The organism is Nocardiopsis sp. NPDC006938 (assembly GCF_042869555.1).
GTDB lineage: Bacteria > Actinomycetota > Actinomycetes > Streptosporangiales > Streptosporangiaceae > Nocardiopsis.
In genome coordinates, this window is sequence record NZ_JBIAGA010000023.1 from 40,537 (window position 1) to 61,029 (window position 20,493).

Here is a 20,493-nt window from a genome sequence, read left to right on the forward strand (position 1 = left end):
CCGTGCACACAGGTGGGGCCGCCGGTCTCCCGGCGGCCCCGTGCTGGTGGGTGCGGCGTGTGTGCGCGCCTACGTCCCGGTGTCCCGGGCGGGCCGACTACTCGTCGTCGGTGGCGGCCGCGGCCCTGCGCTTGCGGGCGAAGTACAGACCGGCGCCGCCGGCGCCGATCGCGGCCACGGCCGCGGCGACCAGGCCGCCCAGGGCGCTGCCGGTCACGGCCAGCTCCTCACCGGCCTCCTGCTTGGGGGCGGGCTTGTCGTCGGTCTCCTCGGGCTTCTTGCCCGGCTCCTCCGGCTTCTCGGTCTCCTCGTTGCGCTCGGGGTCCTTGGGCTTCTCGGACTCCTCGGGCTTCTTCTCGGGGTCCTTGGGCTTCTCGGACTCCTCGGGCTTCTCCTCCGGCTCCTGGGGCTTCTCGGAGATGGTCTGCACGCAGGAGGCCTCGGCGATGCCGAGCACGGACACCGCGTTGCCGCAGATGCCGACGGCGGCGTTGACGGGAACGGTGACCTGGTTGCCGCTGGCCACGCCACCGGCGCCGCTCGTGGCGGGCCCGGCGGGGGCTCCCTCGTTGTCCGGGGAGGCGTGGATGATGTTGATGATCGTGGTGCACTGCGCGCTGGAGGCGCCCAGGACGGCGACGGAGTTGCCGCAGATCTCGATGGCGGTGTCGACCGGCACGGTGATCTGGTTGCCGCTGGCCACGCCGCCCGATCCGTCGGTGCTCATGGTGCTGGGCGCGTCCTCGGACTCCTTCTCCAGGACCTCGACGACCTCCACGCACTCGGCTTCGGAGATTCCGGCCACGGCCACGGAGTTGCCGCAGGCGTCCACGGCGGCGTCCACCGGGACGACGATCTGGTTGCCGCTGGCCACACCACCCGAGCCGTCCGTGCTGGCTCCCTGTCCGCTGCTTTCGTAGAGGACCTCGGAGACCTTGGTGCACGTGGCCTTGGAGATGCCCAGGACGGCGAGGGAGTTGCCGCACAGGTTGGCCTCGACGTCGACGGGGACGACGACCTGGTTCCCGCTGGCGATGCCGCCGGAGCCGTCCGTCTGGGCGTCGGCGAACGCGGCGCCGAAGGGCGCCAGGACCAGCCCCGCGGTCAGTGCGGTGGCGAAGGAGTAACGGAACGTGTTTCGCATGGTGCGGCTTGGACCCTTTCACGAAGTGCTGCCAGGGGATGCGCCGAGCGAGGCGCTCCGCCGTGCTCCCGGGCCCGGCCGTCGTCGCGGTCGGCCCGGGTCTCACGGCGAGCGGACCCGTCCGCGAAGACGTCGGGACGGCGGGGTGGTCCGCTTGCTCAAGACATGGGTGGCAGCCCGGTAATGACGGAGTTCTTTCCGGCCGGAACTGCCAACGGACCGAAACGTTAGCAGCCAGGGCGGCCGCGCACGCCTTTTCCGGAAATGTTGACGCGAATCATGAACACTCTACGCCCATGGGGCATGACGGAGAGTCATATTCCCTGTTCAAAGCGGCGCATTTCCGCGCCATGAGGGCCACTTCCACGCCCCACAGTGCCGGACTCCCACGCGAAAGGCACGCGACACCACCCCAGCAACAAAAAACTAAGTGACTTCGTAGGTTCGTTTACGGACACCCGGAGAGCGCCTCATACCCTGCGTTCGGCATTACACCGATCGCACTTTATGACCGATTAATCCTTTCCTTTTCCACCCCCATCCACCCGTACACGCACGCATCCGCTCACGTCCCGACCGGCGACGCGCCGCCCACGACAGAGGACCAGAAATCCCTGGTCAGGGCGGTTTAACCTGACCCCGCGGCAGGGCCGCCACTCCCACGACACCGCTCCCCGCCCCGCCGCCAGCACCGTGGGACGCATCGGCACCACGCTCCGTACGAGAGGAGACGCGGAAGGGACACCGAACCGCCGCCCAGCCCACCGACCTCGCGCCGCCCGGGATCAGGGACGGCGCACCACCGCACGCACGACAGAGCCAACTCGGGTCGGCCGGGCCGCGTCCTACCGGCAGGACATGCCCTCTGCCCTCCCCCACTGGAGTACGCATGCACCCAGACCAGCCGCGCGCCCGCAGGGCCCTCGCCACCGGCGCCGCGACCCTCGTCCTCGTCCTCGTCTCCTCCTGTTCCTCGGCGGAGGCCCCCGAGCGTCTCGGCGCGGGGGCCTCCGATCCCGGCACCGGAGGAGGCGCCGAACCGCAGTCCTCGTCGGACCCGGCCCCCGAACCCCTCACCGTCGCCTTCGGAGGCGACGTCATGTTCGAGGGCCTGCTCCGCTCCCGGCTCGACGATCCGGCCACCGCGCTGGGCCCGATCGCCGACCAGCTCTCCGCCGCCGACCTCGCCATGGTCAACCTGGAGACCGCCGTCACCGAGGGCGGCTCCCCCGCCGGAAAGGACTTCGTGTTCCGCGCCCCCGCCAGCTCTCTGGAGGCCCTGGCGGCCGCCGGTGTGGACGTGGCCACCGTGGCCAACAACCACGGCATGGACTACGGCGAACAGGGCCTGCTCGACACCCTCGACCACGGGGACGCCTCCCCCGTCGCGCTCGTGGGCGCGGGGCGTGACGCCGACGAGGCCTACACGCCCCATGTCGCCGAGGTCAACGGCCAGAGCATCGCCCTCTTCGGCGCCACCGACGTGCTGGACGACCACCTCATCCCGGCGTGGACCGCGGGCGGGGACTCCCCGGGCCTGGCCTCCACCAAGGGGGACATGCGCGAACGCATGCTCACCGCCGTCTCCGAGGCAGCCGCCGAACACGACAACGTCGCGGTCTTCCTGCACTGGGGGCTGGAGGGCGCGCACTGCCCACTGCCCCACGCCCCGGAGCTGGCGGACGACCTCGTGGCGGCGGGCGCCGGCGCCGTGGTGGGCGGACACGCGCACGTCCTCTCCCCCGGCGGGTTCCAGGGCAACGCCTACGTGCACTACGGCCTGGGCAACTTCGTGTTCTACAACTTCCCCGGGGCCGCCGCCGAGACCGGCGTACTCACCCTCACCTTCGACCGGGGCGGCGTCACGGCGGCCGACTGGGCCCCGGCCCGCATCCAGGGCGGTGTGCCCGTCCCCTACGAGGGAGCCGACGCCGACCGCGCCCAGCGGAGCTGGGTGGAGCTGCGCGCCCGGTGCGACCTGCCCCTGACCGACTCACCCGTGTGAGGTATCCGGGGGGCGGGGCGGCGCCGACCGCGCGGCCCCGGGCACCTCTCCGCTCCGCCGCCGGGCGCGGGACCACCCGCCCCGTCAGCTCACGTGCACCACGGGCCTGCGGTCGGCGTCCGGCTCGTTCTCCCGCAGGATCTCCCGGGTGAAACCGGCCGTCCCGCCCGCGCCGAGCACGAGGAACCGGAAGAACGCCCGCACCGGCGAGTACTCCGACCACGCGAAGTAGCAGTGCGGGATGCTCCCGGTGGCGTCGCGCAGGCACAGCAGAACCGCCGCCAGCGCGTTGGGGACCGCCGGGCTGCTCACCCTCAGCACGCGGTGCCCGTGCACCCACGTGCCCTCCACCCCGAGCGTTCCCTCGAAGTCCGACGGGTGGTGGACGCGCACCTCCACGAACAGCGGCGCGACCCGCAGCGTCACCGGGTTGAGCCGGTGTTGTTCGGCCTCGGTCGCCGCGTACTCGTCCGCCTCCCCCGACCGCGGCCGGTTCGCGAAGAGGAGGAGCTTGCCGTTGCGCGCCGCCTCCCGGACGAACCGCAGCGCCGTGGCGTCCAAGTCCACCGAGTGCGCGCGCAGCTCGGTGCTGCGCAGGGCCCGGGAGACCAGCGACACCACGATGATCGCCAGCACGAACAGCAGCGCGATGGCCAGCCCGTCCGGGCGGCTCACGACGTTGTCGGCCAGGGCGAATCCGAACACGGCGGTGAGCAGTGTGAACCCGGCCGTGGCCCACCTCGCCCGCTTCCTGTACACGATGACGGTCACCGCCACCGAGGAGGTCACCAGCATGGCCAGGATGCCCGTGGCGTAGGCGCCGGACTGCGCGTCCACACTGGCCTGGAAGGCGATCGTGATCACCATCGCCACGGCCGTGTACACCAGCACCACCGGTCGCACGGCGGTGCCCCAGGCCGGGGCCATCCCGAACCGGGGCAGGTAGCGGGGCACGATGTTGATCAGTCCGGCCATCGCCGAGGCCCCGGCGAACCACAGGATGAGGATCGTGGAGACGTCATAGAGGGTGCCGAACCCCTGCCCGAGCAGGTCGTGCGCCAGGTAGGCCATCACCCGGTCGGCGGCGGGCCCGCCGACCCGCACCGCCTCACGGGGGACCAGCACGCCGCTGACGAAGGTGGTGGACATCAGGTAGAGGCTCATGATCACGGCGGCGGTGGTGAGGAGCCTGCGGGTGGCCGCGATCCGCGCCCGCAGCCTCTCCTCGTGGTCCGCCCCCTCCGAACGGATCAGCGGCATCATGCTCACACCGGTCTCGAACCCCGACAGCCCCAGGACCAGCAGCGGGAAGGCGAGCAGCACCACGGTGGTGGTGGGCCACAGGCCCGCGCCGGTCACGGACGCCTCCCATTGGGCCAGGGTCTCGGGGTGGGCGGCGATGTGGGCCAGGGCCGCCACCACGACCACCAGGTTCAACGCGAGGAACACCACCACCAGGGGGATCGCCAATCGGACGGCCTCCTTGAACCCGGCCAGGAACACCGCCCCCAGCAGCGCCAGGAGCACCAGGGTCACCAGAACCGGGTGGTCCGCGAGCGCCCGGGGGGTGTACGGGTTGGCGCCCAGGTGTGCGGTGGCGTCGGCCGTGGACAGGGTGATGGTGACGATCCACGAGGTCGCCACGAACCCGATCAGGCACAGCACCAGGAACTTGCCCCGCCACTCGGGCAGCAGTCGGGCCAGCATCGCCACCGACCCCTGACCGTGCGGGCTGCGCTCGGCCACCCGACGGTAGATCGGCAGCATGCCGAACAGCGTCAGCAGCACGATCAGCAAGGTGGCGACCGGTGAGAGCGCCCCGGCGGTGAGGATGGCGATGCTGGGGAGGTAGCTCAGTGTGGAGAAGTAGTCCACGCCGGTCAGGCACATGACCCGCCACCAGGGGTGCTGCCGTTCCGCGCGGGGACGCGACCCGGCCCCTCCCACGTCGTCCACCTGGTGGGCCGTCATCCACCGTCGGAGGGGAGCCGACCACCGCCCGGCCCCGTTCCCCCTGCGGGGCACCTCCCAGTGGTACCCGTTCCGCGCGGCGTCCTGCTCCAACACGCCTCCCCCGGCCGAAGGTCCTCCGGACAAGTCTGCGCGGGTGCGGCGTCGGACCAGGTCAGGCCACGGGTGTGTCGGGGCTTTCCGTGCCAGTCCGGGCCGGGGTCGGAGGGCCACCCCCGCACGGGAACCCGGGGGCCGGGCCTCCCGGGCCGGGTGAGGACCCGTGGGGCGGGGCCGGAACCGGGGTCACGAGCGGCGCGGGGGACAGGGCTCACGGGACAGGGAGCAAGGGACGGGGCGCGGGAGTCAGGGCGCCCGGGGGACGTCCATCAGGGGGGCGATCCCGTCGAGCAGGCGTTCCAGCCCGGAGGTGAAGATCGCGTCGATGTCGGGCGGCGCGGAGACGCCGAACAGGACCGGGAAGCCGCCTCCCGCGGCGAGTTCCCTGATCCTCGGCCCACGGGAGCGCCACCAGCTCTCGGCGTCCGTGTCCTCCTCCTCGTGTTCCTCCATCGCCACCAGCGTGGCCTGGAGTGCCATCCCGGCCGTGTAGGCGGACACGACGGTCAGCAGCTCCATGGCCTGGTCGGGGGTGCGCCCCCGGGCGACGAACACCCGCATCATCCACTCGGCGTTCATCACGAGCCCGGGGGAGATGACACCGCCCGCCATCGCGGTGAGCCGGGGTGCCCAGGGGTGGGCCCGGTAGATGTCCCACTCGCCGACCAGGGCCAGTTCCATCGCCTCCCGCCAGTCCTCGGGAGGGGGCTCGGGCAGTTCGTGGGCCGTGTACAGGTGGTCGATCATCTCCTCCAGCAGTTCTCCCTTGCTGGCGACGTGCCGGTACAGGGCCATGGTGCTGACCCGCAGATCGGTCGCGACCCTGCGCATGGACAGGTTGTCCAGGCCCTCGGCGTCGGCGAGGGCGATGGCGGTCCGGACGATGCCCTCGCGGGTCAGCGCCGGTTCCGGCCGGGGGCGGGTGTCGGGCCTCCGTGTGCGCGGGGCGTGGTCGGGGGTTGGCCCGGCGACGGTCATGGGACCTGCCTCGGCCTCGGCTGGGGATTCTGGTTCGGGGGTGCCGCTCACCACGGTCCCCACTCCGCGCACGGCCTCCACCAGTCCCTCGCGGCGCAGCGCCGCGAGCGCCTTGGTGGCGGTCGCCATGGCCACGCCCCACTCCCGGGTGATCTCCCGTGTGGACGGCACCCTGCTCCCCGGCGGCAGTTCCCCGTCCCCGATACGCGCGCGGAGGTCGGCGACGATCCGCTCGTAGGGCGCGAGCCCGCCCGCTGTGTCCATGGTCATCCTCTCCTGGCCGAACAACGCCAGCCCCGAGCGTACTAGTGCACCAGCCGAGAGGGAACTCCACAGCACAGACGGACCCGGAGACGCGCACCCCTCCCAACAGGCTCCTAGTGCACTAGTACACGTCCGTTATACCCCAGTGAAATCGGGGTTTCCGTCGGCGGCAACTCATGTTTATAGTGTACGCACAGGGTGCACCACCCCACGGGCCGAGCTGCGGCGCGTACGGCGTTCCACATCGTGCGCCCACGGCCCGACCGCGCACCACCCGACACCACCGGAGACCACCATGCCCCAGACGTCCGTGTCCGCCCCCCGCCCCCCGGACCCCGGCCACCGCCCGCTCCCGTCGGACCACCGGTCGCTGGCGCCGGACCTGGCGCGCGGCGTCATGCTCCTGGTCATCGCCCTCGCCCACACCCACCTGTTTTCCGTGCTCCTGGGCGGGGCCGACCCCGCCCCCTCTGTCCTGGACCGCGTCGCCACCGCCGGAACGGTCGTGTTCGTCGACTTCCGCGGCTACCCGCTGTTCGCGGCGCTCTTCGGGTACGGGATCGCCCAGATCCACCGCCGCAGGACCGAACAGGGACGCGAGTGGCGCTGGACCCGGAAGCTGCTGCGCCGACGCGCCCTCTGGTTCCTCCTCATCGGAGCCCTCCACGGCCTCCTACTCTTCCCCGGCGACATCCTGGCCGTCTACGGCGTCGTGGCTCTGCTCTTCGTGGGAGTGCTGCGGTTGCGCGACCGCGCGCTGGCGGTCATCGCCCTGGTCTGGTTGCCCATGGCCGCCGTCGCCCACGCCCTGATCTCCGCTGGCGAGGCCATGACCGGCCAGGTCCTGCCCCCGCTGCCCGACGGCTTCCTGAGCGAACTCGTCTTCCGCCTCACCCTGTACCCGGCGCTCGTCGTGGTGATGGTGCTCAGCACGGTCGTCCCGTTCCTGCTCGGGGTCCTCGCCGCCCGGCACCGCGTCCTGGAACAGCCCCGGGAGCACCTGCGCCTGCTCCGCACGGCCGCGTCGATCGGCGTCCCCCTGTCCGTACTGGGCGCGCTGCCCCTCGCCCTCGCCAAGGCCGGAGTGTGGTCCGCCACCCCGCTGGACCACCTGTTCATCGCTCCCCTGCACCAGGTGACCGGGTACGCGGGGGGCCTGGGCTACGCGGCGCTCATCGCCCTGGCCTCCGTCCGCCTGGACCGACACCGCGGCCGGGTGACCGACGCCCTGGCCGCCCTGGGACAGCGTTCCATGACCTTCTACCTGGCCCAGTCGGTGGCGTGGGCGGTGCTCTTCTCCTCGTACACGCTCGGGCTTCCGATGACGTCCCCCGCGGTCGGGGTCGGGGTCGCCGTGACGGTGTGGGCGACCACCGTGCTGCTGGCCGACCTCATGCGCCAGCGGGGGCGGCGCGGCCCGGCGGAGGTGCTGCTGCGCCGCCTCACCTACGGCCCCGTCCGCTGAGGCCGGGGGCCGGGCCCGGCCCCTCAGAGCACGCCGTGGCGCCCGGCGACCGCGTCGATCTCCGCCAGCAGGGCGTGCCTGCGCGCGGCGCCCAGGTAGGAGGCGCACACACCGTTACGCGCCAGCCGCACCAGGCCCTCGGCACCCACCAGGTCGAGCGCGATCCCGTACTCGCCGTTCAGATCGGTGCCGAACAGTGTGGGGTCGTCGGTGTTGAGGGTGACGAGCAGGCCCGCGTCGAGCATGGCGGGCAGCGGGTGGTCCTCGATCCGCTCCACCACGCGCGTGCGGATGTTGGAGGTCGGGCTGACGTCCACCGGGATCTGCGCGTCCACCATCCGCTCCACGAGCGCCGGGTCCCTCATGGTGTCGATACCGTGGCCGATCCGCTCGGCGCCCAGCAGGTCCAGCGCCTCCCGGACCCGCTCCGGACCCGCCTGCTCACCCGCGTGCGGGAGGCTGGCCAGACCGGCCGCGCGGGCCCGGCCGAACACGTCCGCGAACGGACCGAGCGGCCCCTCCACCCCGCCGACACCGAACCCCACCACGCTCGGGGGCCCCTCCCGGAGCACCGCGTCCAGGGTCCGCTCCGCCGACTCCACACCGAAGTCCACCGGGAAGTCGGGAATCCACCGCAGCTGGACGCCGTGCTCGCGCTCGGCCCGCATCCGCGCGTGCTCGATGCCGTCGAACACGACCTTCGCCGGGACGCCCCGCATCAGGTGGGTGTACAGGCTGACGTGCACCTCCGCGTAGCGCACGTTCTGCTCGGCCAGCCGCTCGGCGACCACCGAGGCCAGCAGGGCGAAGTCGGCCTCGTCCCGCAGGGCGCGCACCGAGGCCAGGTACACCTCGATGAAGTGCGGGAAGTCCGTGAAGACGTACCACTCGCGGAGTTCGTCCAGCGTGGCGGGGATGTCCTCCACCCGGTGCCGCCGGGCCAGCTCGAAGAGGGTCTCGGCGGGGATGGAGCCCTCCAGGTGGACGTGCAGCTCGACCTTGGGCAGGTCACGCACGAGCGACGACACGGTCGACGGGGATGACGCGGTGTTGTGGTCCATGGCGTCAACCTAGGCGCCGCGACGGCCCCGGGGGCACCATCGGCGTCCAACCTGACGAAAGTTGGGGAGCTGCGCCCCGAGGTGCTGACGAAAGCGCGTGGTGTCACCCGGCCCCTCCTTCGTAGATTCGGGGCATCACTTCGCAGCTCACCGAGGAGCAGACCATGACCGGACCCTCCACGGCCCTCCCCCGGCCCTCCGCCCGCCAGGTTCTCGGCGCCCGCGTCCTCCTGCGCTCCCAGAGCGCCCCGACCGCCGTGGCGGTCGGCGGCGGGCTGGCCGCCGGTGCCGTCCTGGGGCTGATGGCGCTGGCCTCGGCCGCACCGGCCCTGACCGATCCGACCGGCACCCCGGGCTGGGTACTGCTCACGGTCGCGGCGGTGATGCTGGCGGCCGCCGCCCTGTGCGCCCTGTGGCTACGCCACGAGGTCAGGTCCCTGCCGCGGGTGACCGAGACCGACCCGGCCCGCTACGCGGCGGCCCGCCTGCGGGCGGCGAGCGGCGCCCTCGGTCCGGACCCCGAGGAGAACGGCCTGGCCCGCCAGTTGACCGACCGTCTGGAGCGGCGGAGCGATCCCCGGGTCCACATGGTTCCGGTCTTCACGATCCTGGCCTTCGTCACGGTGCGCGCCCTCGTCGAGGTCGTCGGCCCGGGCTTCGAACCGCTGATGCTCCTCCAGCTCGTCCCGGCCCTCCTGATCCTGCTGCTGGTGATCCCCGTCTACCGCCACGGCCGGGCCCTGCACACCCGGTACGCGACCTTCCGCCGCGCCTACGACGCGGCCCGCGCCTGAGGGCCGGGACGGTGTCCAGCCGCGACCGGGGCCCGGGGCCGGGACCGCCGGAACCGCCGGAACCCCGACCGTCCCGGCCGGATCGGCTCAGGCCGACGGCGGAGCGCCGTTCACCCTTCGGGGGACGGACCTCGGATTGTCGTCCCGCAGCTCCGGCGGCAGCAGCGACTGCGGCACCGACTGGTACGTGACCGGACGCAGGAACCGGCGGATCGCCGTGCTCCCCACCGAGGTGTGCGCGGGTGCGGTGGTGGCCGGGTAGGGGCCGCCGTGCGTCATCGCGTGGGTGACCGCCACCCCGGTCGGCCAGCCGTTCCAGATCACCCGCCCGGCCACCGAGGCGCCCAGGGCCAACAGCGCCGGGGCCAACGGGTCGTCGTCCTGGCCGTGCACGGTGACGGTGAGCTGGCCGTGCAGCGCCCCGCCCACCTCCAGCAGTCGGCGTTCGTCGGCGTAGGTGACCACCAGGGTGGACGGCCCGAAGCACTCGGTGAGCAGCTCCTCGGAGTGCTCCAGCAGGGAGTCCAGGTCCGTGCGCAGCAAGGTGGGCGACCATCCCTCGGCGTCCTCCCGCCCGCGCACCAGCACCTCCGTGGACGGGTGCCCGGACAGCGTGTCCACCCCCCGCGCGAACCCCTCGTTCACCCGGTCGTTGAGCAGCGGCGCGGCCGCCCGGCCCGCGAAGTCCGCCACGAGCGCGTCGAGCGGGGCGTCCTCGGGCACGAACACCACCCCCGGCTTGGTACAGAACTGGCCCGAGCCCAGCGTGGCCGAGCCCGCGTAGCCCGCGAGGATCTCCGCTCCCCTGGCGGCCATCGCCGCGCGGGTCACGAAGACCGGGTTGACGCTGCCGAGTTCCCCGTAGAAGGGGATGGGCTCCGGACGCGAGACCGCGAGATCGTACAGGGCCCGCCCGCCGGAGATGGACCCGGTGAAGCCGACCGCACGCGTGAGCGGGTGGGTGACCGCGCGCCGCCCCGCCTCGAACCCGCTCACCAGGGCGAACACCCCCTCCGGCGCTCCGGCGTCCGCCAGCGCGCCCACCACCGTCTCGGCGGTGAGCCGGGCCAGCTCCGGGTGGCCGGGGTGGGCCTTCACCACCACCGGGCACCCGGCGGCCAGGGCGGAGGCGGTGTCGCCTCCGGCCGTGGAGAACGCGAAGGGGAAGTTACTGGCCCCGAAGACCACCACCGGGCCGAGCGGCACCAGCAGCCTCCGCAGGTCCGGGCGAGGCGTGCCCCACTCCGGGTCCTCGGGGTCGACCATCGCCTCCAGGTACCCGCCCTCCTCCAGCACGTCCGCGAACAGGCGCAGCTGGAAGGTGGTCCGGCCCAGCTCACCCCGGCAGCGCGCCTCGGGGTAGCGCGCCTCGGCCATCGCCACCGGGACCAGGGTCCCGGCCGCGGCGTCCAGGGAGTCGGCCACGGTCCGCAGCGCGCGGGCCCGGTCGGCGGCGGGCAGCGCGGCGTAGAGCGGGGCCGCTGCGGCCGCGCGCTCCAGCACGGCGTCGAGTTCCTCGGGTGTGGTGTCGGGGGCTGCGGTGGTCATGGCCAGAACCTCCTGGAGGGGTGCGTGCGCGGCGTCGGGCACGGGCCCCACGATGCCACGGCCGCCCTTCCGGGGGCACCACCGTGTCACCGACGGCGCGACACCACCACGGGCCAAAGCGACATAACACGGCACACCAGACCAAGGGCGCAACCCTGTCACCGGATTCGGACACCCCGCCCCACCTCGCGAAACACCGCCCACACTGACCCTGGGCACCCCCTCCCGAGGTTCCTCCGCACGAAACTGGAATTTCCCCGGAACCAGGTGATTCCGGAAAGGCATCATAGGTTTCGTGACGACTAATTCCCGAAGCTCAACGCCCCCGCGCGCACGACGGGCTCCCGGTACCAACAACGGAGCCGCCGCGGCGCGTGAGAGCCGTGGACCCGCCAGCGTCGCCAACGACGAACTCGCGTTCGCGCAGGCGCCCCTGCGCCGGCTCCCGGCCCAACAGCGCAGCATGGTCCGGGTCCAGCGCATGCTCGACTGCTGCGCCGCCCTCCTCGACGAGGTCGGCTACGACAACCTCTCCACCACCCGGATCGCCGAACGCGCCGGCGTGGCCATCGGCTCCGTCTACCAGTTCTTCCCCGACAAGAAGGCCATCACCCAGGCCCTCGGCCTGCGCTTCCTCGACCAGTTCAGCGCCCGCGTCACCGAACGCCTCGCCGACGCCTCGTTCACCCACTGGACGATCGCCGTCGACGCCATCATCGACGAGTACATCGACATGCACCGCAACGTGCCGGGCTTCCGCAGCCTGCACTTCGGCGACATCGTCGACCCCCGCCTGCTCAACGGCGGCAGCGACAACAACCGCGTGATCTCGGTGCGCCTGCGCCGGATCATCGTCTCCGTCACCGGCATTCCCGACGACGCCGAACTCGACCGTGCCATCCACGTCGCCGTCGAGGCCGCGGACGCCGTGCTCAAGCTCGCCTTCCGCGACAACCCCGAGGGCGACCCCGCGCTGGTGCACGAGGCCAAGCGCCTCGTGAGCAGCTACCTGTCCCAGTTCTCCGAACCGGACGGAGACGACCGCTCTTGGTAGTCGACACCACGGCGTCCACCGCCGCACCCGTCACCGGCACCGTCGCGGGCGTTCCCTTCCTCGCCCTGCCCCCGGCCTTCACCACCGCCGCCCCGGCGCCGCTCGTCCTCGGCCTCCACGCCTTCGAACCGCCGCGCAGCCAGGCCGCACTCGCCGGGGCCGTACCCATGGCCCCGCTTCCCGCCTGGCGCGTCCACCTCGGCCTGCCCCTGTTCGGAACCCGGCTCCCCGACGGCGGCGTCGCCGAGATCAACCGGCGGGGCGCGCACGACTACCTCGTCGACCTCTACGGCCCCGTGGTGGAACAGGCCGCGGCCGAACTTCCCCGGGTCGCCGACGAGCTCAGGTCCGCCTTCCCCGTCGCCGACACCCCCGTGGGCCTGCTCGGTGTGGGAGCCGGAGCCACCGCCGCCCTCCTCGCCCTGGCGGAGAGACGGCTGCCGGTGGGGGCGGCCGCCGTCATCAACCCCATCGTGGACCCGGCACACCTGATCACCGCCCGGGAACGCCGTACGGGCCGCCCCTACCAGTGGAGCGACCAGGCACGGTGGGCCCGCGCCCGGCTCGACCTGACCGAACACGCCGAAGCGCTCACCGGCACCGGGACCCCCGTGCTCATCGTCAACGGCGGCCGCGACGAGGTCTGCCCACCCGAACACGGCCGCGCCCTCCACGACGCCCTCACCCCGCCCGGCCCGGACCCAGCCGCCGAACATGCGCTCCGTCACATCGTGGTCCCCGACCTCGCCCACGCGATCGGCCCCGAGCCCGGCCTCGAACCGGGCCCGCTCACCCCCGCGGGCGTCCTCACCGACCGCGCCCTCACCGAGTGGTTCCACCTGCACCTGACCGCTTCCCAGCAGGTCCAGGCGCCCACGGACTCCTGACCGCCGCCCGGCCGGTCCCCGGAAGCCCCCAGCCCCCGCCCGGAGACCGGAGGCGTTCACCCACACCACCCCGTGGTCTCGCCCCGTGGCCGCTTCCCGGACTCCGCCGCGACAGTCGACACACGTTCCATGGGATCATCCAGTGGCGACCGCGTCCGCGGTCCCACCTGAGCCGCTTCGACTCATCCATCAGGAGGGCGAACCACGTGACGGAACCGGCACCGGTCATGGCCAGCGGGGTCGACAACGAGCGGTTGAACGCGCAGCTGCGCTTCCTCCTCGAAGTGGACAAACTCAAGCGCGTCCTGCGCCAGAACCTGCTGGTGGACGGCTCCCGGCGCGAGAACTCCGCCGAGCACTCCTGGCACCTGGCCCTGTCCGCCCGAACCTTCGCCGAATACGCTCCCGAGGGCACCGACATCGACCGCGCCACCCACATGCTCCTCCTCCACGACATCGTGGAGATCGACGCGGGCGACACCTTCCTGTTCGACCCGGTCAACACCGAGACGCAGGACGAGCGCGAACGCGCCGCCGCCGACCGCCTCTTCCCCCTGCTCCCGGAGGACCAGGCCGCCCACGCCCGCGAGCTGTGGGACGAGTTCGAGGCCCGTGTGACGCCGGAGGCGCGGTTCGCCCGCGCCGTCGACCGGCTGTCGCCCATGCTGGCCAACTGGCACAACGACGGCGGCGCCTGGGTGCGCTTCGGCGTCACCAAGGCACAGGTCCTGGAGAAGGTGAAGCTGGTGGCCGAGGGCTCCGAGGCCCTGGGCTCCTACGCGAACGCCCTGATCGAGGACGCCGACCGGCGCGGGTACTTCCGGGGCTGACCCCGGGCCCCGCGACGGCCCAGGACGGCTTCGGGGCGGCTCCCAGGCGTGGGCCGGTGGGTCAGACCCGGCCCATGAGGAGCTGGACCGCCGCGGTCAGACCGACGGCGACCAGGACCATGCGCAGCGCGGTCGGGCTGAGCCTGCGCCCGAAGTTGGCTCCCAGGTAGCCGCCGACGATCGTCCCGGCCGCGATGAGGCCCACCACGGGCCACGCGGGCGACGCGAGCACGATGTAGAACACCGCCGCCGTGCCGTTGGCGATGGTGGCCAGGGCGTTCTTCAGGGCGTTGAGCCGCTGGAGGTCGTCGTCCAGGGTCGCGCCGAGCAGGCTGACCAGGATGATCCCCTGTGCCGCCGCGAAGTACCCGCCGTAGGTCCCCGCCCCGTAGGCGCCCAGCGGCATCAGGACACCGCCGTTCTTCGACGCGGGCCTGCGCGCCCGTACCCACTTGGTGATGCGGGGCTGGAAGATGATCAGCACGCACGCGCCACCGATCATGAACGGCACCACGGACTCGAACACGCCCGCGGGCAGGTAGATGAGCAGCATCGCGCCGGTGATCGCCCCGAAGAACGACATGGTGCCGAACCGGATCAGCCGGGACCGCTGCCCGGCCAGTTCGCGCCGGTAGGCGATGGTGCCGCTGAGCGTTCCGGGGGCCAGCCCGATGCTGTTGGACACCGTGGCGGTGATCGGCGGGTAGCCGAGTGCCAGCAGGACCGGGAAGGTGAAGAGCGTCCCCGAACCCGCGATGGCGTTGATCCCGCCGGCGGCGACCCCGGCGAGCAGGATGGCCACCGCCTCCCAGAGTTCCATGGCCGCGCCCCCAGATCCCCCCTCGACCGTCGAGGGCCAGAACAGACTACGAGACCGGGTCGCGGCGCCCCGGGGCCGGGGCCTGAGCAGCGGGGGTGACCGGAGCCACACGTGACCGGGGGCGATGCGCCGGGAGGGCGCGGACACGGGGTCCGACACGCGTGTGGGCCCCGCCGATTCCCCGGCGAGGCCCACACGGTCCGGGCGCGGCCCGGTCGGCGCGGATCAGGTCGGGATCTTCACGACCTCGTTCTGGATGCGGTCGAAGGCCGTGCTGACGCCCTGGAGCGCCTTGCCCATCTCCGCCGGGACCACCCACACCTTGTTGGCGTCGCCCTTGGCGATCTCCGGGAGCTTCTGGAGGTACTGGTAGGCGAGCACGTCCGGGTCGACCCGGCTGGTGTGCAGCGCCTTGAACACCATGTGGATGGCGTCGGCCTCACCGCGGGCACGCAGCGTCTGGGCGTCCGCGTCGGCCTTGGCCGTGAGCATCTGCGCCTCGGCGTTACCCTTCGCCCGCAGCACCGAGGAGGAACGCTCACCCTCGGCCCGCAGCACGGCGGCCTGCTTCTCACCCTCGGCGCTGAGCAGCTGGGCGCGCTTCTCACGGTCCGCGCGCATCTGCATCTCCATCGCCTCCTGCACGGAGGACGGCGGCTCGATGCCCTTGAGCTCGATCCGGCTGATCTCGATGCCCCAGTCGCGAGTGGCCTCGTCCAGCACGGACTTGAGCTCGCGGTTGATCTCGTCCCGGGAGGTGAGCGTGCCCTCCAGGTTCATGCCGCCGATCACGTTGCGCAGGGTCGCGAGCGTGAGCTGCTCGACCGCCTGGATGAAGTTGGCGACCTCGTAGGTGGCGCGGTAGGCGTCGACGACGCGGATGTAGACCGCCGAGTCGACCTCGACGGCCAGGTTGTCCTCGGTGATGGCGGACTGCGGCGGGAAGCTGACCACCTGGACTCGGCGGTCGATCCGTTCGCGGACCTGGTCCACACCGGGAATCACGATGTTGAAGCCGGAACTGAGGGTTCGGTGGAACTTACCGAACCGCTCGACGACGTCCTCCATCGAGTGCGGAACGATGCGCACACTTCGCCAGAAGATGATGAGGAGTACGGCGACGAAGAGAACGACGATGATGATCGGGGCCATGGGTTAACCCACCCTCCCGACGCACCGGGCAACGGTGTTCAACAGCGGCATCTGCGACAGCTCCGGATCTCCTGACGGGGGGCGGTGTGGGAGCGGACCGCACCCTCGCGGCTCGCCGGGGGTTCGTCAAAGCGCGCCGAAATAGAGCGATCCGCTCACTGAACGTTGACGCTACCCCATACCCTCTGGGACAACCACATCCGGACGGAAATAGGTTTTACGGACAATACATTCCGCGCATATAAACGCCCCCTATTTCCTAGACGGCCTTCGCCGTCCACCGGTCACCGTCACGCTCCACCTTCAACGTGAGACCGAAGGTCTCCCCCAGGTTGTCCGCCGTCATGACCTCGTCCAACGGCCCGGCCTGCACGACCCGGCCGTCCCGCACCAGCAGCACGTGCGTGAAACTCGGCGGGATCTCCTCCACGTGGTGCGAGACCACCACCAGGGCCGGAGCCATCACATTGGCCGCCAGCTTGCTCAGGCGGCGCACCAGGTCCTCACGGCCCCCCAGGTCCAGACCGGCGGCGGGCTCGTCCAGCAGCAACAGCTCCGGGTCGGACATCAGCGCGCGGGCGATCAGCACCCGCTTGCGCTCGCCCTCGGACAGGGTGTGGAACTCGCGGTCCGCGAGTTCGGCCACCCCCCAGTGCCCCAGCAGGGCCCGCGCCCGACCGTAGTCGGGGGACCCGTACTCCTCACGGAACCGGCCCAGGTAGCCGTAGGCGGCGCTCACGACCAGGTCCAGGACGGGCGTCCCCGGCTCGATCCGACCGGCCACCGACGCACCCGCGTAGCCGATCAGCGGCCGCAGCTCGAACACGTCCACGCTCCCGAGGCGCTCCCCCAGGATCTCCACCCCGCCCTCGGTGGGGTACAGCTGGCTGGAGGCCACGTTCAACAGGGTGGTCTTGCCAGCCCCGTTCGGGCCGAGCACCACCCAGCGCTCGCCCTCCGACACCGACCAGTCGACGCCCTCCAGCAGCGGCTCGCCGCCCCGCCGTACCGTGACCCCGTTCAGGCCCAGAACACGCCCGTCCATCATCCTCCTATCGTCACGTCCCACGCCGGTGCACGGGCCGCCCTACCCTGAAGTAATGCATCTGACGTCCGCACCGCTCGTCGCCTGGGGCAACGCCTGGCTGTCCGGACACGTCGGGTTGGACGACGCCGTCGACGCCGTCGAGCGCCGGAGCGGCCCCAACCTGATCGGGACAGTACCTCCAGGAGACCTGCCCTTCGACACCGGCGTACCGCTGCGGACCGCACTGGTACGCCTCCGTGGCCTGGGACTCTCCGGCTTCCGGCTCGCGTTGCCCACCTGGGGTGACCCGCTCGGTCTGGTGGGCCCGGCCGAACTCAACCAGGCCGCCGTCGAGGCTCAGGAAGGGGTGCTGGTGCGGCTCTCCGACCGACAGGTGGGACTCGTGCCCTCCGCCGACCGGCGTGGTTCATCCTACGTGGGCGTCTCGTGGGCCCCGTATCCGGCGAACGACTCACGGCCCCAGGTGCCCGACCTGCCCGAGGCCGAACGGCAGCTGAAGCTCACCCTGCTCCACGTGGTCCGGGAGATGGAGGCCGTGGACGACGTCGCGGGCTTCTCGCCGACCGTGCACGGGGCCCTGGGCGACTCCGGTCCCCCGCTCCTCGCCCACGGATACCCCGCGAGGGCCCACCGCGTCGCGGCCCAGGCCGTACGGCTCGCGAAGATCGTGGAACTGGCCGAGCCCGCGTCCGGCCGGGGCCTCACCGCCCACCAGGCCGACGCCCGGGGGCGGGCGCTGCGCGAGCTGGACCACGCGGTCCGGCGCGCCCTCGTGGCGGCCCACGCGGCCCTGGAGCCCCACGGCCCGTGAGGCTTCCGGGGCCCGGGAACACCCGCAGCCCGCGACAGGTCGTCCGAATGGGACCCTGGGAGGAGCGCCGGGTTTTCTCGGGGTGAAGCCAGGGGATTCACCTGATCCGTCAGTCGACCGTTCGGGCCGATACTGAGAGGGAGAACCCACCAAGGAGGAGAGCCGCCATCATGCAACCCGAGCACATCCGAGCTTCGGACGCGGACCGCGACCAGGTTGCCGAACGGCTCCGTGAGGCCCTCGCCGAGGGGCGGATCAGCCCCGTCGAGCACGAGGAGCGGCTCGACACCCTGTACCGCGCCAAGACCATCGGCGAACTGGCCCCCATCACGGCCGACCTCCCCTCCGGCGCCTCCCCCGGCTTCCCGGGAACCCCCGGCTTCCCCGGCGTCGCCTCCTCGGAGCGCACGGACAGCGGCATGGAGATCCTCGGCAGCGAGGCCCGCGACCTCGCCGGGCAGAGCAAGGGTTCGGAGAACCTCGTCGCGGTCTTCGGCGGCTGCGAACGGCGCGGGCGGTGGCTGGTGGAACCCCGCACCAACGTGTCCGTGCTGTGCGGTGGCGTCGAACTCGACCTGCGCGAGGCCGTTCTCAGCCAGCACGAGGTGACCATCCAGGTCGCCGTCATCATGGGCGGCCTCGACATCACGGTCCCCCACGGGGTGCGAGTGATCAACAACACGTCGGCGATCCTCGGCGGCACCGACCTCCACGGAACCGATCAGGTCACCGATCCCAACGCGCCCGTCGTGCGTCTGACCGGGACCTGCATGCTGGGCGGGGTCGACGTGAAGGCGAAGAAGGTCAAGAAGAAGCGCAAGGGCCGCCGCGACAAGTGAGCACCCGGTGTCCACATAGTGAACGAGCTGGGAAAACCCAGGACCCTGCCCGTCACTTCCGACCCACGGGCGAGTACCGTGGGTATCGCCATGAGTGATGAATCCACGTTGTTGGTCACGATGACCGGGCGCGATCGCCCTGGCATCAGCGCACGCCTTCTGAGCACCCTCTCCGTCTTCCCCGTCACCATCGTCGACCTCGAACAGGTCGTGCTGGGCGGTCGGCTGGTCCTCGGCGCCGTCCTGGAGGTCGACCAGCGCGTCGCCCCCGGGGTGAGCGGGAGCCGGGTCTTCGAGGAGATCAGGTCGGCCCTCGACAAGACCGCCATCGACCTCGACATGGACGTCGAGTACGGCCGGGGCGGCGGACGCGTCAACGAGTCCTCCGCCGAGCGCCTGCACGTCACCGTCCTCGCCGCGCCCCTGCGCCCCGGAGCGCTCGGCGCGATCACCTCGTGCGTCGCCCGTTCCGGCGCCAACATCGACCGGATCGAACGGCTCTCCGGCTACCCGGTGACCTCCGTGGAGATGGAGATCTCCGGAGGCAACCCGGACCAGCTCCGCGCCGAACTGGCGATGGAGTCGGCCACCCAGGGCGTCGACGTCGCCGTCCAGTCCAGCGGCCTGCACAGGCGCGGCAAACACCTGATCGTCATGGACGTCGACTCCACCCTCATCCAGGGGGAGGTCATCGAACTCCTGGCCGCTCACGCGGGCTGCGAGGAAGAGGTCGCGAAGGTCACCGAGGAGGCCATGCGCGGCGAGCTCGACTTCGAGGAGTCGCTCCGCCGCCGGGTGTCCCTCCTCAAGGGCTTGGACGCCTCGGCCATCGACCTCGTCCGCGACGAGATCCAGCTGACCCCCGGCGCCCGTACCCTGGTGCGCACCCTCAAACGGCTCGGCTACGAGTGCGGCATCGTCAGCGGAGGCTTCACCCAGATCACCGACGTCCTCGTGGAGAGGCTCGGCCTGGACTACTCGGCCGCGAACACGTTGGAGATCGTTGACGGCAGGCTCACCGGGTCACTGGTCGGCCCCGTCATCGACCGCAAGGGCAAGGCCACCACACTCCAACGCTTCGCCGAAGAGGCCGGAGTCCCCCTGGAGCAGACCGTGGCGGTCGGCGACGGCGCCAACGACCTCGACATGCTCCAGACCGCGGGCCTCGGCGTGGCCTTCAACGCCAAGCCGGTGGTACGGCAGCAGGCGGACACGTCGGTGAACGTGCCCTACCTGGACACCATCGCGTTCATCCTGGGCATCACGCGCGAGGAGATCGAAGCCGCGGACCTGCACGGCTGACGGCCGCAGGTTGGGCGGATGGGTCACGGCCAAGCAGTTTACCCGTGGGTTGTGGTTGATGTGAGCTGTGGGTACAGGGCCTGTGGTTGATGTGAGCTGTGGGTACAGGGCCTGTGGTTGCCGTAGCGCGAGGGTTCTACGGCCAACCCGCTTATCCCTTTGGGCCGGTAGGTCCTGTGCCGCTTACTGCGTACCCCTTGTGCGTTGAGCACTCTGGTCAGGGCGGGGTGTGCGCGTGGTGCTCTGCCCGGACCGCACTTGGCGGTTGTGTTTTCGTGTGACACGACTGGCAGGAAAGGGCCAAGCACGGCACCGGGCCACCCCCCAGGACAACTGATGTGTTCGAGAGATGCGTGTCCCCCGGACTGGTAAAAACCCCCGCCGTCCGGGCGCCGCCTGCCGCTCTACGGCCAACCCGCTC

Annotated in this window: 17 protein-coding genes; 9 read left to right on the plus strand and 8 right to left on the minus strand. The window is 71.7% G+C overall.

Annotated features, from left to right (window positions below; translation table 11 throughout):
* Window positions 1-97: 97 nt before the first annotated feature.
* On the minus strand, window positions 98-1,144 hold the full coding sequence (locus ACFYL4_RS25105) for a chaplin family protein (protein ID WP_387521570.1): 1,047 nt from the start codon (window positions 1,142-1,144) through the stop codon (window positions 98-100).
* An 889-nt stretch (window positions 1,145-2,033) separates the two neighbouring features.
* Here ACFYL4_RS25105 and ACFYL4_RS25110 point away from each other — a divergent pair.
* Window positions 2,034-3,149 carry a CapA family protein gene (locus tag ACFYL4_RS25110; RefSeq protein WP_387521572.1) on the plus strand — a complete coding sequence of 372 codons (1,116 nt, stop codon included), beginning with the start codon at window positions 2,034-2,036 and terminating at the stop codon, window positions 3,147-3,149.
* An 84-nt stretch (window positions 3,150-3,233) separates the two neighbouring features.
* On the opposite strand, the gene ACFYL4_RS25115 is transcribed toward ACFYL4_RS25110, so the two are convergent.
* The gene (locus tag ACFYL4_RS25115; protein ID WP_387521595.1) at window positions 3,234-5,120 is read right to left on the minus strand and encodes an amino acid transporter; all 1,887 of its coding nucleotides are present in this window, start codon (window positions 5,118-5,120) and stop codon (window positions 3,234-3,236) included.
* A 345-nt stretch (window positions 5,121-5,465) separates the two neighbouring features.
* Window positions 5,466-6,461, minus strand: coding sequence for a GntR family transcriptional regulator (locus tag ACFYL4_RS25120; RefSeq protein ID WP_387521574.1), 996 nt, complete (start codon window positions 6,459-6,461; stop codon window positions 5,466-5,468).
* Window positions 6,462-6,756: 295 nt separating this feature from the next.
* Here ACFYL4_RS25120 and ACFYL4_RS25125 point away from each other — a divergent pair, with 295 nt between their 5' ends.
* Window positions 6,757-7,926, plus strand: coding sequence for a DUF418 domain-containing protein (locus ACFYL4_RS25125; RefSeq protein ID WP_387521576.1), 1,170 nt, complete (start codon window positions 6,757-6,759; stop codon window positions 7,924-7,926).
* A gap of 23 nt (window positions 7,927-7,949) precedes the next feature.
* Here ACFYL4_RS25125 and add read toward each other — a convergent pair whose 3' ends face one another.
* Entirely contained in the window at window positions 7,950-8,987 is a 1,038-nt protein-coding gene (gene add, locus ACFYL4_RS25130; RefSeq protein WP_387521577.1) for an adenosine deaminase, read from the minus strand.
* Between the two features lie 164 nt (window positions 8,988-9,151).
* Between add and ACFYL4_RS25135 the strand changes: the two genes are divergently transcribed.
* On the plus strand, window positions 9,152-9,781 hold the full coding sequence (locus tag ACFYL4_RS25135) for a hypothetical protein (RefSeq protein WP_387521579.1): 630 nt from the start codon (window positions 9,152-9,154) through the stop codon (window positions 9,779-9,781).
* A gap of 87 nt (window positions 9,782-9,868) precedes the next feature.
* Here ACFYL4_RS25135 and ACFYL4_RS25140 read toward each other — a convergent pair whose 3' ends face one another.
* A complete protein-coding gene (locus tag ACFYL4_RS25140; protein WP_387521581.1) occupies window positions 9,869-11,329 on the minus strand; it encodes an aldehyde dehydrogenase (NADP(+)) in 1,461 nt (486 codons plus the stop codon).
* A gap of 463 nt (window positions 11,330-11,792) precedes the next feature.
* On the opposite strand from ACFYL4_RS25140, the gene ACFYL4_RS25145 reads away from it, so the two are divergent.
* The 3 genes from ACFYL4_RS25145 (at window position 11,793) to ACFYL4_RS25155 (ending at window position 14,100) form a co-directional block, all read left to right on the plus strand.
* Window positions 11,793-12,383 carry a TetR family transcriptional regulator gene (locus tag ACFYL4_RS25145; RefSeq protein ID WP_357769361.1) on the plus strand — a complete coding sequence of 197 codons (591 nt, stop codon included), beginning with the start codon at window positions 11,793-11,795 and terminating at the stop codon, window positions 12,381-12,383.
* A complete protein-coding gene (locus tag ACFYL4_RS25150; RefSeq protein WP_387521583.1) occupies window positions 12,377-13,270 on the plus strand; it encodes an alpha/beta hydrolase family protein in 894 nt (297 codons plus the stop codon). The genes ACFYL4_RS25145 and ACFYL4_RS25150 overlap by 7 nt, the downstream gene beginning before the upstream one ends.
* 206 nt (window positions 13,271-13,476) lie before the next feature.
* Window positions 13,477-14,100 (plus strand): HD domain-containing protein, encoded by a 624-nt coding sequence (locus ACFYL4_RS25155; RefSeq protein ID WP_387521585.1) that lies wholly within the window; start codon window positions 13,477-13,479, stop codon window positions 14,098-14,100.
* Window positions 14,101-14,161: 61 nt separating this feature from the next.
* Here ACFYL4_RS25155 and ACFYL4_RS25160 read toward each other — a convergent pair whose 3' ends face one another.
* The 3 genes from ACFYL4_RS25160 to ACFYL4_RS25170 all read right to left on the minus strand — a co-directional run bounded on the left by ACFYL4_RS25160 (window position 14,162) and on the right by ACFYL4_RS25170 (window position 17,117).
* Window positions 14,162-14,920, minus strand: coding sequence for a sulfite exporter TauE/SafE family protein (locus tag ACFYL4_RS25160; protein ID WP_387521586.1), 759 nt, complete (start codon window positions 14,918-14,920; stop codon window positions 14,162-14,164).
* Between the two features lie 225 nt (window positions 14,921-15,145).
* Window positions 15,146-16,072, minus strand: coding sequence for an SPFH domain-containing protein (locus ACFYL4_RS25165; RefSeq protein WP_357769354.1), 927 nt, complete (start codon window positions 16,070-16,072; stop codon window positions 15,146-15,148).
* A 259-nt stretch (window positions 16,073-16,331) separates the two neighbouring features.
* Window positions 16,332-17,117 (minus strand): ABC transporter ATP-binding protein, encoded by a 786-nt coding sequence (locus tag ACFYL4_RS25170; RefSeq protein ID WP_387521589.1) that lies wholly within the window; start codon window positions 17,115-17,117, stop codon window positions 16,332-16,334.
* 55 nt (window positions 17,118-17,172) lie between these two features.
* Between ACFYL4_RS25170 and ACFYL4_RS25175 the strand changes: the two genes are divergently transcribed.
* The 3 genes from ACFYL4_RS25175 to serB all read left to right on the plus strand — a co-directional run bounded on the left by ACFYL4_RS25175 (window position 17,173) and on the right by serB (window position 20,072).
* Complete coding sequence (locus ACFYL4_RS25175; protein ID WP_357769357.1) at window positions 17,173-17,931, plus strand: hypothetical protein; 759 nt, start codon at window positions 17,173-17,175, stop codon at window positions 17,929-17,931.
* A 170-nt stretch (window positions 17,932-18,101) separates the two neighbouring features.
* Entirely contained in the window at window positions 18,102-18,770 is a 669-nt protein-coding gene (locus ACFYL4_RS25180; protein ID WP_357769359.1) for a DUF1707 domain-containing protein, read from the plus strand.
* Between the two features lie 90 nt (window positions 18,771-18,860).
* Window positions 18,861-20,072 carry a phosphoserine phosphatase SerB gene (gene serB / locus ACFYL4_RS25185; protein ID WP_387521591.1) on the plus strand — a complete coding sequence of 404 codons (1,212 nt, stop codon included), beginning with the start codon at window positions 18,861-18,863 and terminating at the stop codon, window positions 20,070-20,072.
* The last annotated feature ends 421 nt before the right edge of the window (window positions 20,073-20,493 follow it).

Coding starts and splice junctions, on each gene's coding strand:
- ACFYL4_RS25105 (WP_387521570.1), bottom strand. CDS start 1,144: ATGCGAAACACGTTCCGTTACTCCTTCGCCACCGCACTGACCGCGGGG.
- ACFYL4_RS25110 (WP_387521572.1), top strand. CDS start 2,034: ATGCACCCAGACCAGCCGCGCGCCCGCAGGGCCCTCGCCACCGGCGCC.
- ACFYL4_RS25115 (WP_387521595.1), bottom strand. CDS start 5,120: ATGACGGCCCACCAGGTGGACGACGTGGGAGGGGCCGGGTCGCGTCCC.
- ACFYL4_RS25120 (WP_387521574.1), bottom strand. CDS start 6,461: ATGGACACAGCGGGCGGGCTCGCGCCCTACGAGCGGATCGTCGCCGAC.
- ACFYL4_RS25125 (WP_387521576.1), top strand. CDS start 6,757: ATGCCCCAGACGTCCGTGTCCGCCCCCCGCCCCCCGGACCCCGGCCAC.
- add (WP_387521577.1), bottom strand. CDS start 8,987: ATGGACCACAACACCGCGTCATCCCCGTCGACCGTGTCGTCGCTCGTG.
- ACFYL4_RS25135 (WP_387521579.1), top strand. CDS start 9,152: ATGACCGGACCCTCCACGGCCCTCCCCCGGCCCTCCGCCCGCCAGGTT.
- ACFYL4_RS25140 (WP_387521581.1), bottom strand. CDS start 11,329: ATGACCACCGCAGCCCCCGACACCACACCCGAGGAACTCGACGCCGTG.
- ACFYL4_RS25145 (WP_357769361.1), top strand. CDS start 11,793: ATGGTCCGGGTCCAGCGCATGCTCGACTGCTGCGCCGCCCTCCTCGAC.
- ACFYL4_RS25160 (WP_387521586.1), bottom strand. CDS start 14,920: ATGGAACTCTGGGAGGCGGTGGCCATCCTGCTCGCCGGGGTCGCCGCC.
- ACFYL4_RS25165 (WP_357769354.1), bottom strand. CDS start 16,072: ATGGCCCCGATCATCATCGTCGTTCTCTTCGTCGCCGTACTCCTCATC.
- ACFYL4_RS25170 (WP_387521589.1), bottom strand. CDS start 17,117: ATGGACGGGCGTGTTCTGGGCCTGAACGGGGTCACGGTACGGCGGGGC.
- ACFYL4_RS25175 (WP_357769357.1), top strand. CDS start 17,173: ATGCATCTGACGTCCGCACCGCTCGTCGCCTGGGGCAACGCCTGGCTG.
- ACFYL4_RS25180 (WP_357769359.1), top strand. CDS start 18,102: ATGCAACCCGAGCACATCCGAGCTTCGGACGCGGACCGCGACCAGGTT.
- serB (WP_387521591.1), top strand. CDS start 18,861: ATGAGTGATGAATCCACGTTGTTGGTCACGATGACCGGGCGCGATCGC.